We start from the raw sequence: 13,667 nt of genomic DNA on the forward strand, positions 1-13,667 counted from the left end.
AGGTCCCCTAGCCGTGCTGCTTCTTGGTCTTCGACTTCGTCTTCTCCTTCTTTGCCGTCGTCGTCTTCTTCTTCGTCGGCCGGTCGGTGGCTTGGGAGGCCGACGGATGCCGGGAGGCGTACGGATCGGCCGGGGCCCCGGCGGGGGCTTCCTGCTCCAACTCCCGTTTGGTGACGAGCAGCTCGTTCCGCGCCTCTTCCCCCACCTCGGGGTACTGAGGATCGATGTCCATCAGGGCGTGCGCGAGGACCGCCGCCGCGCAGATCCGCGCGAACCACTTCCGGTCCGCCGGCACGACGTACCACGGCGCCCACTTCGTACTCGTGGCCGACAGCATCTCGGAGAACGCGTCCTGGTAGTCGTCCCAGCGGCGCCGCTCCCGGACGTCGGCCGCGGAGAACTTCCAGTTCTTCTCCGGCAGGTCGATCCGCTTCAGGAAGCGGGTGCGCTGCTCCTCCTTGGACAGGTTCAGGAAGATCTTCACCACCTTGAACCCGTTGTCCGTGAGGTAGCGCTCCCAGTGGTTGATCTCCCGGTAGCGCCGGTCCCATATGCCCGGCCCGAGGGTGTCGTCCGGCAGCTTCTGCCGGACCAGGTTCTCGGGGTGGACTCGTACGACGAGAACCTCCTCGTAGTGCGAGCGGTTGAAGATGGCGATCTCGCCGCGCGTGGGCAGCCGCTGGGCGTAACGCCACAGGTAGTCGTGGTCGAGTTCCTCGGTGGAGGGCACCTTGAAGCTGCTGACCCGTACGCCCTGGGGATTGACGCCGCTCATCACGTGGCGGATCGTTCCGTCCTTGCCTCCGGCGTCGAGTGCCTGGAGACAGAGCAGTACGCCGTACGTGTCCTGGGCGGCCAGCCGCTCCTGGTACTCGGCCAGCATCGACACCCCGGTCCGCAGCAGCTCGATCCCGTCCCGCTTCTTCAGACCTGCCTTGTAGCGAGGATCGAAGTCCCGGTCCAGGCGCACCTTCGACCCCGGTTCCACCCGTAGTGGCCCGATGAAATCCGCGATGCGTTCGGCTCTCTCGTCCGACATCACCTATCAGTCCTTTTCCGGGACCGGCGTTCGACGCAGGGGCAGGTGGCCCTCAGCCGCGCCACCATGTTCCGGTTGCCCTCGCGGGCTCCAAGTTCCGGACTCCCTCGCGCTCATTGTCTGCTCGCCCCGACAAGATCGCCCCCTGAGGCCGAGTGCACGATCGCCCCCTGCGGCCGAGTGCACCTCGTGCGCCCGGTTCCGGTTTCACCCGCCGCGGGTGAGGCGACGGCCACGGCAGTGTCGAACGCTTGGCGTGGACAGGTGGCTGATGTGTGCCTGTCCGGGCTGCCGCAGCGCGTCGGAGCGAGCAGGGAGATCTTGTGAACCGATACCCGCCCATCGCGGAGCACGGCATGGTCGGCGATCTCCAGACCGCCGCCCTGGTGTCGTCCGGCGGAACCATCGACTGGTGGTGCACGCCCCGCTTCGACTCGCCCAGCCTCTTCGCCTCACTCCTGGACAGCGAACGCGGAGGGCATTGCCGTCTCGCCGCGGAGGCCCCGGCCCCGGACGGCAACGGGAACGGCAACGGGGACAGCAGCGGGAACCGCAACGGCAACGGCATGACGGTCCGGCAGCTGTATCTGTCCGACACAGCCATCCTGGTCACCCGCTTCATGGCACCCGGCGGAGTCGGTGAAGTCGCCGACTTCATGGTGCCCATCGACTCCTCGGCCCCGACGGACGTGCACCGTCTGGTGCGGGTCGCACGGGTCGTCCGGGGCAGCCTGCCCTTCGCTCTCGCCTGTCGCCCGCGTTTCGACTACGGCCGTGCCTCGCACACGCTCTCCCAGACCGGTGATCACTCCGCGGTGTTCCAAGGCCCGGGGAGGGACCTGCATCTGCAGTCCACCACCGGCGTCGCGCTCCGCGCGGACGGCAACGACATCACCGCTCGCTTCACCCTGTCCGCCGGCCAGACGGCCGCGGTGGTGCTGACCAGCACGGCGAGCGGCGATCCCGCCCCACAGCGCCCTTCCCTGGAAGGGATCGCCGACGCGTTCGAGACGTGCCGCGCGTTCTGGCTGTCGTGGCTGCGCTCCTGCGCCTACCGGGGCCGCTGGCAGGACATCGTGAACCGCTCGGCGATCACGCTCAAGCTGCTCACGTACGCCCCCACCGGGGCACCCATCGCCGCTGCCACCATGGGACTGCCCGAGCAGGTCGGCGGTGAGCGCAACTGGGACTACCGCTACACGTGGATCCGTGACGCGGCGCTGTCCGTCAGGGCGTTGATGGACCTGGGCTTCCAGGAGGAGGCGCAGGCCTTCCGCCGCTGGCTGCGCGAGCGCATCGAGGCCGGAGGCGACGCCTCGGCGGACCCCTTGCAGATCATGTACCGCGTCGACGGCGATCCCCACCTGACCGAAGAGGCCCTCGACCACCTGGAGGGCTACCTGGGGTCCCGTCCGGTGCGGGCGGGCAACGCGGCGGCCGACCAGCTGCAACTCGACATCTACGGGGAGGCGTTGGACGCCCTGATCGTGGGCGGTGACATCGGTGCGATCCGCGGGTGGAAGGCGTTGAGTGACGTCCTGGACTGGCTCGCCGACAACTGGGACCAGCCGGACGAAGGCATCTGGGAGACCCGTGGCGGCCGTCAGAACTTCACCTACAGCCGGCTGATGACATGGGTGGCGTTCGACCGCGGCGTCCGCGCGGCGACCGACTTCTCCCGCCCCGCCGACATCGCTCGCTGGACAGGCGCGCGGGACGCGGTCTTCCGCCAGATCGTCGAACGCGGCTGGCACGACAAGCGGGGCGCCTTCGTGCAGCACTACGACACCGACGTCCTGGACGCCTCACTCCTGCTCATGCCGAGGGTCGGCTTCGTCTCGCCCCACGATCCGGACTGGATCAGCACCCTGGACGCCATGGACGAGGAACTGGTCAGTGACAGCCTCGTCTACCGGTACGACCCGAAGGCCTCCCCCGACGGGCTGCGCGGCTCGGAGGGCACGTTCAACCTGTGCAGCTTCTTCTACGTCGAGGCACTCGCCCGCAGTGGCAGGCTCAACCAGGCCCGCCACGCCTTCGACAAGATGCTCACCTACGCCAACCACGTCGGCCTCTTCGCCGAGGAGATCGGCCCCTCGGGCGAGCAACTCGGGAACTTCCCGCAGGCGTTCACCCATCTCGCCCTGGTCACCGCGGCCATGGCCCTGGACGAAGAGCTGGAGAAGGCGGAGACCGGACCGCGATACGGCGACCACGGGCATCCGGCGACCCATGGCCTCAGGGCGCCCGACGAGGACACGGGCGGGGGCGACACAGGTGGTTGAGGCGGCCGGGCCCGCACAGCCGACGGGACGGGCGGGACAAGCGGGACAGAGACGTGTGCTCGCCGCCCTCGCCCTCGCCCAGTTCATCTGCAGCTTCGCCGGCTCCAACATGAACGTGATGATCAACGACATCAGCGAGGACCTGGACACCACCGTCCAAGGCGTCCAGGTGGCGATCACGGTCTTCCTGCTGGTGATGGCCGCGCTGATGATTCCCGGCGGCAAGCTGACCGACCGCTACGGCCGCAAACGCTGTTTCCTGACCGGTCTCGTCGTCTACGCGATCGGTGCCCTGCTGAGCGCGGCCGCCCCGGGACTCGGCGTTCTGATCCTCGGCAACTCGATCCTCGAAGGCATCGGCACCGCGCTGCTCATCCCACCCGTCTACATCCTTACGACCCTTCTCTACCCGGACGTCACCTCCCGCGCCCGCGCGTTCGGGGTCGTCATGGCGCTGGGCGGCATCGGGGCCGCCGCGGGGCCACTGATCGGCGGACTCATCACGACCGCGATCAGCTGGCGCGCGGCCTTCGTGTTCCAGGCCCTGGTGATCGCGGTGATCGTCGTACTCAGCCGTCGTATCGAGGATCCGCTGCCCCCGGATCCCACCCGTTCCTTCGACGTCGTCGGGGCGGTCCTCTCGGCCGTCGGCCTCGTCCTCGTCGTCATGGGCATCCTGGCCGCGGACAACAACATCTGGCTCATGATCGCCCTGTTGGTCCTCGGCGTACTCGTGCTCTGGTGGTTCTTCCGCTCCGTGCGCGCCAGGGAAGCGTCCGGCAGGGAGCCGCTGTTGTCCCTTCGCCTCTTCCACAACCGCACCTCCAACCTCGGACTCGTCACCCAGAACGTCCAATGGCTGCTGCTGATGGGGACGTCGTTCACGGTGGCGGCCTATCTGCAGGTGGTACGCGGCTACGACGCCATCCAGACCGGAGTCATCTTCACGGCGGCCACGCTGGGCTTGCTGGTCACGTCGCTGTCCGCCGAGCGCCTGGCCGGCCGGCACTCCCAACGCACCCTCGTCATGACCGGTTTCGCCGTCTCCGTCGTCGGCGTGGTCGCGCTGGTCGCCCTGGCCGGGAGTTTCTCCACCGCCTGGGCCTTCGTCCCCGGTCTCCTCCTCATAGGACTCGGACTGGGCGTCATGCTGACCCCGTCCGTCAACGTCGTGCAGTCGAGCTTCCCCGAGGAACAGCAGGGAGAAATCTCGGGCCTGTCCCGAAGCGTGTCGAACCTCGGCTCGTCCTTCGGCACGGCCATCGCCGGGACCATCCTCGTCGCCGGTCTCACCAAGGGCGCCTACGCCGCAGCGATGATCACCCTGGCGGTCTTCGGCCTCGGCGGTCTGGCCGCGGCAGCGTTCCTCCCCCGGGAAACGGGATCCAACACCGGGCACCCCCCTCGGACCACAGCCCCGAGGACGAGCGCTTAGCCGCCGCCACTTCACCAACCGTTCTCGGCATACGCAACCTGCGGGCTGCCGGCGTCCGACACATCAGATGGCGTCGATCCGCCAGGCGAGCACGCCGGTCGACCCCTTGGCGCCGTCGACATCGACGTGTACCGGCTTGTGCGCGGTGATCCGCTGCTGGACCACTGACTGATCGCACGGCACCTCGGTGTCCGTGCCGGTGCTCGCCGGTGTGAACGTCAACCGCGCAGTGCCGTTGCCGACGCACACCAGGTTGAGCCTGTAGGACCTGCCCTCGCTCAGGCTCGGCTCGGTGTGGATGCCGTCGATCACCCGCTCCGAGCCGGCCTCGACCATCTTCCCGCTGTGAACGGCGCCCAGGGCCGCGAGAGCCTGCTCAGTGAGCTTCTTCTCGGACGACCCCGGTGCCGCCCGCGACCCACTCGCAGCAGGCGACGAGAGATCCTTGGAGGCCTTGCCGTCACCGCTGCCGGACGTGCACGAGGCGAGCAGGATCGCGGACGCCGCCACGGCGCATCCGGCGAGCCATGCCCGCGGGTTCGAACAGGTCATGACGAGGTTCCCCCGTACTTCCAGCCGGTCAGCTTGTGCGCCAACGAACCGTACTGCAGGGCTGATTGCGGTGAGCGCGGTGCACAGCCCGGCCACTCCGCGATCTCTTTCCCCGGTGCTCCTGATGGGCCTGGGCCTGCTGTTACTCTCGTGCCGCTGTGTATGGGGGGCAGCTGGGGGGAGCTGCGCATTTTCGCAGCACCGTCGACGCGCGCCTGATCGGCCATCGCCGTCCCGTCACGCCTTTTTCTGTTCAGAGGCCCAGGAGGCGACGATGACCCGTCGTACCACCGCCCGTACCACCGCCCGCGGCGTCGTCGCCGCGTTGGCGGTCCTCGCCGTGACCGCCGGTCCTGGCCCGCTCGCCGTCACGGCCGACGCGGACAACGGTGCCGGGGGCACCGCCTTCGCGGCGGAGAAGGTCTTCCAGGTGGACCGCTACCTACCGCGCAGGGACCGGATCTACAGTGCCGGCCCGCATGGCTATCTGCATGCCCAGGAGGATCGTTCCGGCTTCCTGTGGACGTCGTACGACACCGGTACGACGACCGAACTGGGCGACCTGGCCCGACTCGAAGTCCCGGCGTACCTGGGATCGTCGTCCGACGTCGTGGCCGATGTCGTCTCGCCCACCCAGAAGGTCGTCCTCAGGGACCTGTCCGCCGGCACCACCACGGACGTCGCCCTCACCCACGGCGCGTACGCGGCCACCTTCGGCACCCATGTGCTGACCCAGGCCCGGGACACCGCAGGCAACCGCGTGCTGTGGCTGTACGGCGACGGGGCGCCCGCCGAGGGCACCCTCGTCGACGGCTGGCCGACCGGAATCACGGCCAACTTCACCGTCTTGGGCGGCGACAGCGGCACCGCCGTCCTCGGCTACACGCTGGGAAACGGCACGCGACACCTGGCGCTGGTGGACCTGGCCACCGCGAGAGTCAGCGGCGATGTGGTCGTCCCCGTCGCTCCGACGGGCGTCGCGCTGAGTACGGACCGGTTGGTCTGGTGGTCCGACCTCAAGGTGGCGCACGTCCTGGATCGAGCCGACCTCTCCGCCGCCGCGACGACGGTGACACTGCCCGGCACCGAGGGCACCCCGTCCGTGGGCATCGCCGGGCGCTGGCTGGTGGTGGCCTGTTCCGTGCCGTGGGACCCGAACAACCCGACCGACAAGTCCGGCGAGCGGCTCATGGCCGTCCCGCTCACGGGCGGTGACCCGATCACCCTGCTCCGGCACGCGAACACCTCCCTCGTCACGGCACCGGACGGCAGTCTGCTGACCGTCGGCGGCATCGACGCCGGGCACTGGGCGGCACGCCGGATCACCGACACCGGGGCGGACACCCCGACGCTGACGGAGCTGACCGCCATACCGCCCATGGCCGCGAGGATCGCCCAACTGTCGCTGCAGAACGGCACCCTGGCCACCGACGAGCCCAACAGCACTTTCCTGGGCGCTTACTACACCCGGCGGATCGCTGCCGACGGAACGCCGGGCGCGCCGACCTGGCAGACCTGGAAAGTCCGCGGGGCGGGCCCCTACGCCACCGGCGACGGACAAGCGGTGACGTTCACCGCCGAGCCCGACCCCACTGTCGGGTCGTACGTCCAGTCCCTCGACAACACGGCGGGCTTCTTCCTGCCCTCGGCCGCCGGAACCGTCCTCGACATCACCGGCCGCTACGCGATCGTCAACGGTTCCTCCCCTGCCAAGCAGTACGTCGGCGACCTCGGCGTCTACACCTACCGGCCCATCCTCACCCGCTCCGTCACCGCCGCCTCCGTCTGGGGGACCAGCCTGTGGACGCCGAGTTCCGGGACTGGTGTCCTCACCGCCAAGGACCTGAAGACCGGCAAGACCACCGACACCGTCTCCACCGGCGCCCCCTGCGTCCCCAAGGAGCTGCAGGCGGTGGGCCGTTGGATCTACTGGTCCTGCGGACCGACCGCGACGGCGGGCGTCTGGGACCGTACGGCGAAGAAGAACATCCCCGTCCCCGCCGGCCAGGCGCTGCTGGGCGACGGCTACCTCGTCCGGCACGACACCACGGCCGGGGCGCTCCAACTCACCGCCTTCGCCGACGGCACCGCGACTACCCGGAAGATCGGCGACCTCGCGGCGGGCACCTCCAGCGTGCGCGGGGTGACCTGGACCGTGGACAAGTTCGGCGGCCCCGCGGCCTACGTCGACGCGGACAAGCGGATCCACCTGGTGCCCAGCGGGGTGGCCACCCAGCGGCTCTCTGCCATCGAGTCCGAGGTGACCGACAACGCGGGGGAGAGCAGCGCGGCCACCAACCCGTGGTGGCACTGGCGCGGACTGCTCTCCAAGCCCGCCGCCTCCTGGCAGGCCACGCTCACCAGCAAGGCCACCGGCGCCGTGGTCCGTACGCTCTCCGGCGGCGAGGTCAGCGGCAACCTGACCGCGCACTGGGACAACCGTGACAGCAAGGGCGCGCTGGTCCCCGACGGCACGTACACCTTCAAGCTGACGGCGCCGGCCGCCGACGGTTCGGGACCGGCGCTGGCGGTGTCGCAGACGGTGAAGGTGTCCGACGGAGCCGCCGTGCGCCGTGACTTCACCAACGGCGCCGGCTGGGCGCCCGACGGCATCGGCGACGCCCTGACCCTCACCTCCTCCGGAGTCGTCGACTACCGGCCGGGCAACGGCACGGGCGGCTTCGGCAAGACCGTGGCGGCCTCGGGCTGGCCCTCCTCCGTGACCCTGGTCCCCTTCGGCGACCTCAACGGCGACCGCCGCAACGACGTCCTCGTCCGGTTCAGCAGCGGCGAGTTGCGCGTGTACCGGACCATGCTCGGACAGGCCTTCCTCACGAGCACCCCGCACACCTCGCTGGGCACCGGCTGGAACCAGTACAACGTGCTGACCTCGCCCGGGGACATCACGGGTGACGGGCGTCCCGATCTCATCGCGCGCAAGGCGTCGACGGGAGAGTTGTTCCTGTACAAGGGCACGAGCACGGGGAAGCTGTCCGCACGGGTCCGGATCGCGGCGAACTGGTCGGGCTACAAGAAGGTCGTGGGCGTCGGGGACTTCAACGGCGACGGCCGCGGCGACCTCCTGGCGCAGGACCGCTCCAACACTCTCTGGCGCTACGACGGCAACGGCTCCGGCGGCTTCAAGCCCCGCGTGAAGGTGGCCTCCGGCTGGGGCTCGTCGTACAACGTCGTCGTGGGCGTCGGCGACATCACCGGCGACGGCAAGGCCGACATCGTCTCCCGCGACACCTCCGGCAACCTGTGGCGTAACAGCGGGAACGGCTCGGGTTCGTTCGGGCCCCGCACGAAGATCGCCTCGGGGTGGCAGGCGTACAAGGGCGTGTTCTGACGTCCCGGCCCGCGACGGCGCTTGTGCGGCCGCCTGGCTGCTGACCTGGGTGATTCGTCGCCGTTCGGCGCGGGCCAGTCGGTCGACCCCATGGAGGCGTGGACTCCGCTCGGGCCGATGGTCTCTCGGTCCGAGCGGAGTCGCCGTGCCGTCCTCGCTCAGGCCTCGTCGGCGAGCCCGTTGAAGTCCGCTTCCTCGGGCAGGATCTCCATGTCGATGTCCTTGCGTACGAGGAGCGGGCCCAGCGCCAGGCCGCGCTCCGGCGGCCAGAACTCGGGCTTCGCGCCGGGGACGGGGTCGTCCCCGCCTTCCAGCCACAGCGCTTCGCCTCCGCCGGGAGTGAAGAAGGACACCATGTGCGCCTGTGCGTCGGTGAGGTTTCGGAACCGGTGCCGCGTGCCCCTCGGCACGAAGACGAAGTCACCGGCGTTCGCCATGAAGGTCTGATCGCCGTTCAGGAATTCCAGCGAACCCGAGATGAGATAGAAGGATTCGTCAGCACTCTTGTGCACATGCGCTATCGGTCCGCCGCCCGGAGGCACCCAGCAGACCGTGAAGCCCAGTGCGCCGTTGGTGGAATCGGCCGTCGCCATGGTCTCGTAGACGTCGCCGGACATCCACTTGACCACGCCTTTCTCGGCGGGGACGTGCAGGACGCGCGGACGGTGGTAATCCGGCGTCGCCGTGCTGCTGTCGAGCGGTGCAGAACTCATGTCGTGTCCTTGGAAGGGGTGTTGAGAGGGGTGTTGAGAAGGCGTTGGGAGGTGATGGAAGGTGATGGGGTCAGTGGACGCCGAACCGCCGTGCCTGTCGGGTGGCGGTTCGGACGCCTTCGGTGAAGGGCTCGCCGTGCCCGGGCAGCAGCAGGTCCGCCGTCAGTTCGTCGAGACGGTCGAGGGCGGTGAGCGCGGCCCGGCTGTCGTGGGTGAAGCAGCGGCTCACGATCGTTGGTCCGGTGCGGTCGGAGAAGCCGTCGGCGGTGACCAGGGCGTCGCCGGTGAAGAGCAGCCCGCGGCCGGTGAAGAGGTACGCGGTGCTGCCTGGTGTGTGGCCGGGCAGTACGACGGCCTGCGGGGCGCCGGGGACGTCTTCCAGCACCTGGTCGGCGTCGAAGACCCGCGCACCCTGCACCGCGGGAGTCGTGAAGGCTCCGGCGCGGGCCAGCTGGAGGGGGAGGGCCAGTGCGGAGGGTCTGCGCAGCAGGTACGGGAGCATCGAACGCTCGGGCCTGGCGTGGCGCATCGCACTCCGTGGGCCGTCGCGCAGGATGGCGGCGTCCCGCTCGTGGATCCAGAGGTCGGCGCCGGCTTCCTGGAGGGTGTGGGCCAGCCCGGTGTGGTCGGCGTGGCCATGGGTCAGGAGTACGGCACGGACGTTGGCCACCGGGCGGCCGAGGCCGACCAGCAGCGTGCGCAGCTGCATCAGATGGGCGGGCGTTCCCGCGTCGACCAGGACGAGACCGTCCGGGTCCTCGATCAGGTAGAAGTTGACGCCGTGATCGCCGAGGCGGTGGACGCCAGGTGCCACCTGCGTGGGCGCGGGACGGGACATGTAAGCCTCCGACAACCGGGCAATATTCAATACAGTCGACTGTAACAGAATTGGAGCGTGTGTCGATGGCAGACGGGACGCCACGGCGGTCCTATAACTCGGAGGGCCGACGCGAGGCCGCGCGCCGCAACCGGGCCGCGGTGCTGGCGGCCTGCCGTGAGCTGCTTTTCCGGGAGGGCTACCACGCCACGACCGTGCGGGCCGTGGCCGAGCGGGCGGGTGTCTCTGCCGAGACGGTGTACAAGTCGTTCGGCGGCAAGCCGGGCATGGTCAAGGCCCTGTGGGACATCACGCTGGCCGGGGACGACGAACCGGTTCCCATGGGGGACCGCCCCCAGGTGCAAGAGATCCTGGGGACAAGGGAATTGGGTGCCAAGCTCCGGCTCTACGCCGCGTACGCGCGCGGCATCCATGAACGGGTCGCCGCGCTGTTCGCCCTGCTGACCCAGGCCGGGCCGGACGTCGGAGAAGTCCTGGAGACCGCTGAGCGGGAACGGCTGACCGGCGTCACCGCCTTCGTCGCACACCTCGACGAGACCGGCGTGCTGGGTCCGCAGGCGGATCCGGCCCACCTGGCGGACGTCTTCTGGGCCCTGGCCGGCCCCCAGTTGTACACCCAGCTCACGGCAGGACGGGGCTGGTCCGCCGACACGTACGAGAAATGGCTGGCCGACACGCTCACGGCCACGCTCGTGCCCCCTCCGTCCCCGAAGCGGTAGGCGCCCGCCACATCCGCCGCTCGGCGCGTACCCGCGGTGGCAGGCTGCCTACGAGCGCTTCCGGCGTCGATCCGCCAACGGCACCCGGGACCGCCTCCCGGCCGTCGCACGGTCGGATCGCGGCAGCCGGCCTGATGCCCCTGGTCCGGTTGGCCGAGTGGTGCGGTTTGCCCGAGCCGGGCGGTACCGGGGGGCGTCGGCGACCTTGCCGCAGCCGCAGCCGCAGCCGCAGCCGCAGCCGCAGCCGCAGCCGCAGCCGCAGCCGCAGCCGCAGCCGCAGCCGCAGCCGCAGCCGCAGCCGCAGCGGCACCGCCGCCGGCACCGGCCGGGCCGCGTCCTAGCTGTTGTCTTCGTCCCGGCCGTCCTCGAAGACGAAGAGCGGTTTGGCGCCATGCGCGGGTGCTTCGGCGAACGTGATGGCTTCAGTGAAGCGTTCGAGCGGGAACGGCTCGCCCTGGGGGATGCTCAGCACTTCATCGGCGACGAGACTGCGAACCTCGGACAGCGCGCGCAGCGCATCCGCGGGCGAGGCAGTGCCGAACCAGCGGTTCAGCCAGAAGCCACGGACCACTTTGGTCTCGTAGATGACCGAGCGTGCCGACAGCGGGATCGTCAGCGCTGCCGGGTCGGTCTGCCGATGGGTGGAGAGCGCGCCGTAGACCACGACCTCTCCACCCGGAGCCAATGCCTGGGACACCTGGGCACCCACATGGCCCGCGACACAGTCGATGGCCTTGCGCACGCCGGACGATCCAGCGACCTCGGCCACACGCGGCAACAGGTCCTCGTCCTCGGTGCAAATGACCTCGTCACCACCGAGCGCCTTGATCTCCTCGACGGCATCGCGGCGCCGCACGACGTTGATCGTGCGTACACCCAGATGCCTGGCCAGCTGAATGACGAGTCGGCCGACGGTGGAGCCCGCGGCCGTCTGCAACAACCATTCACCCGGCTGTACGTCGAGTTCGCGAGTCACCAGGAGCAGCGCGGTCAACGGGTTGACGGCGAGCTGACAGGCGCTGGAGTCGCTCAGCTGATCGGGGACCGGCAGGAGCCTTCGTGTATCGGCAACAAGGTATTCCTGCCAAGTGCCGGCCACATGCGGCCCGGGTACCGCCGGGACGGCAACGGCCACCACGCGCTCACCGATCTTCAGTCCCTCGGTGTCCGGGCCCAGGGCCTCGACACGGCCCACGCACTCCATGTGACCCCCGACAGTGGGAAACTCGGGGGAGAAGCCGTAGCGGCCACGCAGCACGTGCAGATCACTGGCGTGAATCGGAGTCGCCTTCACGCGGATCAACGCCTGACCGGCTTCTGGCGTGGGAACAGGACGGGATTCCAGCCGCAGGACATCGGCCGGCTCGCCAACCTTTCCGGCGACGAGCGCGCGCATGGATCGTGGCATGAGTGGCCTTCCGTCTCTCAGCGCTCGACGAACTCCGCGGGCGTGCTGGACAGGAACCGTGCCGAGGTCCGTGGTGAGGACCGCTCGCCGCAGCGCACTGGTCTGAGGCCAGGGCGGAGGACCCCGGGCGCCCTGCCAAGTCCACCGCACGCACCGCACCCGAGAGCCCCTGGCGTCCCCGACATCACGCTAAGCGCCACGGACAGGCTCTGCAATCCAGCCTGTCCGCGGACCAGGTCGCCGCGCCGGCGGCACCATCGCGGTTGTGGGCCCGGTGGAACACGCGACAGCTGATCACCACGGACAGTAAAAAAGCCCGGGTCTCTGACCTGGGCCTTTGTCATGGAGCTCGGACGGGTGGCCTCGACTGTCATGGAGCTCGGACGGGTGGCCTCGACGGCGAGGAACAACGCCTCGACTGAAGTCCTCCTGTCGACAGCCTCACCCCCACTCACTCTGTTGGTTGACCAGCGGGCCGGTGATGGGGGCTGTCGGATCCGAGGACGGTATCCACCGTGCGGGTTTGCCGGCGGCCGGTGAGCATCTGCCAGCCCACCAGAACGGCCAGGACGGCGAACAGAACGGATGAGGTGATCGTGGTTCCTACTCCGAGTCCGCCCTGCGCGACGGGCTTTTCCACCGCGTTCTCCGCCACCGCACCCAGCGGGCGGGTCAACACGTAGGCTGCCCAGAACAGCACCGTGCCCGAGATCGGGGTCAGATAGTGCGCGGCGAGGATCACGAGCATGGCCCCGCACAGCAACAGGGAGCTGTCGCGGAAGCCGAGACCCAGACCGCCGGAGAGGAAGTCACCACTGGAGGTGCCCAGCGTGTTGGACACCAGCGTCGCGGTCCAGTACAAGACCTCGCCCTCCGTCGTGGCGATCCGCTCCACATCCATGGTCTGTCCGGTCATCCGCCACCCGATCAGTACGATCGCCAGCAGGCTGGTCAGCAGAATCGAGCCGCCGGCGTAACCGAGCCCAGCGGTGCGGTTGATGTAGTCGGACATCGAGGTGCCCACGATGCTGGTGGTCAGAATGACCGACCAGAACACCATCGGGCGGAAGCGGTCGGCTTTGAGCTGCATCACCAGGGTGAGCGCGAAGGCCACCAGAAAGATGATCGCGCCCACGGCGTAGCCGAGATTCAACGGCGCCATCGTGACGAAGTTCGATGCCGACTCGCCCAGCGTGGTGGCCACGATCTTGGTCGCCCAGAACATTGCGCCGACCAGCGGCAACTTGCTCACGGCGACCTCGCGCACTGAAGCTTCCATGCTCGCCCCTCACCAGGCACCGGTCCGTCGACTCCCTTGTGGCGGACCGC

11 protein-coding genes are annotated in these 13,667 nt (G+C 69.2%); 4 read left to right on the top strand and 7 right to left on the bottom strand.

What is annotated here, in order from left to right; all coding sequences use genetic code 11:
* Window positions 1–7: 7 nt before the first annotated feature.
* On the bottom strand, window positions 8–1,039 hold the full coding sequence (locus FNV62_RS27485) for a polyphosphate kinase 2 family protein (protein WP_143602387.1): 1,032 nt from the start codon (window positions 1,037–1,039) through the stop codon (window positions 8–10).
* A gap of 323 nt (window positions 1,040–1,362) precedes the next feature.
* Between FNV62_RS27485 and FNV62_RS27490 the strand changes: the two genes are divergently transcribed.
* Window positions 1,363–3,324 (top strand): glycoside hydrolase family 15 protein, encoded by a 1,962-nt coding sequence (locus tag FNV62_RS27490; RefSeq protein WP_143602388.1) that lies wholly within the window; start codon window positions 1,363–1,365, stop codon window positions 3,322–3,324.
* Between the two features lie 55 nt (window positions 3,325–3,379).
* Complete coding sequence (locus FNV62_RS27495) at window positions 3,380–4,759, top strand: MFS transporter (RefSeq protein ID WP_225900395.1); 1,380 nt, start codon at window positions 3,380–3,382, stop codon at window positions 4,757–4,759.
* Window positions 4,760–4,822: 63 nt separating this feature from the next.
* On the opposite strand, the gene FNV62_RS55845 is transcribed toward FNV62_RS27495, so the two are convergent.
* Window positions 4,823–5,311 (bottom strand): hypothetical protein, encoded by a 489-nt coding sequence (locus FNV62_RS55845; RefSeq protein WP_225900396.1) that lies wholly within the window; start codon window positions 5,309–5,311, stop codon window positions 4,823–4,825.
* A gap of 274 nt (window positions 5,312–5,585) precedes the next feature.
* On the opposite strand from FNV62_RS55845, the gene FNV62_RS27505 reads away from it, so the two are divergent.
* On the top strand, window positions 5,586–8,660 hold the full coding sequence (locus tag FNV62_RS27505; protein ID WP_143602390.1) for an FG-GAP-like repeat-containing protein: 3,075 nt from the start codon (window positions 5,586–5,588) through the stop codon (window positions 8,658–8,660).
* 158 nt (window positions 8,661–8,818) lie between these two features.
* On the opposite strand, the gene FNV62_RS27510 is transcribed toward FNV62_RS27505, so the two are convergent.
* Both FNV62_RS27510 and FNV62_RS27515 read right to left on the bottom strand, forming a co-directional pair.
* On the bottom strand, window positions 8,819–9,373 hold the full coding sequence (locus tag FNV62_RS27510; RefSeq protein ID WP_143602391.1) for a cupin domain-containing protein: 555 nt from the start codon (window positions 9,371–9,373) through the stop codon (window positions 8,819–8,821).
* Between the two features lie 70 nt (window positions 9,374–9,443).
* A complete protein-coding gene (locus tag FNV62_RS27515) occupies window positions 9,444–10,211 on the bottom strand; it encodes an MBL fold metallo-hydrolase (protein WP_054231298.1) in 768 nt (255 codons plus the stop codon).
* 65 nt (window positions 10,212–10,276) lie between these two features.
* Between FNV62_RS27515 and FNV62_RS27520 the strand changes: the two genes are divergently transcribed.
* Window positions 10,277–10,930, top strand: a complete 654-nt coding sequence (locus tag FNV62_RS27520) for a TetR/AcrR family transcriptional regulator (RefSeq protein WP_054231299.1) — start codon at window positions 10,277–10,279, stop codon at window positions 10,928–10,930.
* Here FNV62_RS27520 and FNV62_RS27525 read toward each other — a convergent pair.
* The 3 genes from FNV62_RS27525 to FNV62_RS27535 form a co-directional block, all read right to left on the bottom strand.
* Entirely contained in the window at window positions 10,890–11,252 is a 363-nt protein-coding gene (locus tag FNV62_RS27525) for a hypothetical protein (protein ID WP_144315683.1), read from the bottom strand. The two genes, FNV62_RS27520 and FNV62_RS27525, sit on opposite strands and share 41 nt — an antisense overlap.
* A 15-nt stretch (window positions 11,253–11,267) precedes the next feature.
* Entirely contained in the window at window positions 11,268–12,326 is a 1,059-nt protein-coding gene (locus FNV62_RS27530) for a zinc-dependent alcohol dehydrogenase family protein (RefSeq protein ID WP_143627412.1), read from the bottom strand.
* A 463-nt stretch (window positions 12,327–12,789) separates the two neighbouring features.
* On the bottom strand, window positions 12,790–13,617 hold the full coding sequence (locus FNV62_RS27535; protein WP_143627414.1) for a hypothetical protein: 828 nt from the start codon (window positions 13,615–13,617) through the stop codon (window positions 12,790–12,792).
* Between the last annotated feature and the right edge of the window lie 50 nt (window positions 13,618–13,667).

It is taken from the genome of Streptomyces sp. RLB3-17, assembly GCF_007113425.2.
GTDB classification, from domain to species: Bacteria; Actinomycetota; Actinomycetes; order Streptomycetales; family Streptomycetaceae; genus Streptomyces; species Streptomyces mirabilis_D.

Coding starts and splice junctions, on each gene's coding strand:
- FNV62_RS27485 (WP_143602387.1), bottom strand. CDS start 1,039: ATGTCGGACGAGAGAGCCGAACGCATCGCGGATTTCATCGGGCCACTA.
- FNV62_RS55845 (WP_225900396.1), bottom strand. CDS start 5,311: ATGACCTGTTCGAACCCGCGGGCATGGCTCGCCGGATGCGCCGTGGCG.
- FNV62_RS27505 (WP_143602390.1), top strand. CDS start 5,586: ATGACCCGTCGTACCACCGCCCGTACCACCGCCCGCGGCGTCGTCGCC.
- FNV62_RS27510 (WP_143602391.1), bottom strand. CDS start 9,373: ATGAGTTCTGCACCGCTCGACAGCAGCACGGCGACGCCGGATTACCAC.
- FNV62_RS27515 (WP_054231298.1), bottom strand. CDS start 10,211: ATGTCCCGTCCCGCGCCCACGCAGGTGGCACCTGGCGTCCACCGCCTC.
- FNV62_RS27520 (WP_054231299.1), top strand. CDS start 10,277: ATGGCAGACGGGACGCCACGGCGGTCCTATAACTCGGAGGGCCGACGC.
- FNV62_RS27530 (WP_143627412.1), bottom strand. CDS start 12,326: ATGCGCGCGCTCGTCGCCGGAAAGGTTGGCGAGCCGGCCGATGTCCTG.
- FNV62_RS27535 (WP_143627414.1), bottom strand. CDS start 13,617: ATGGAAGCTTCAGTGCGCGAGGTCGCCGTGAGCAAGTTGCCGCTGGTC.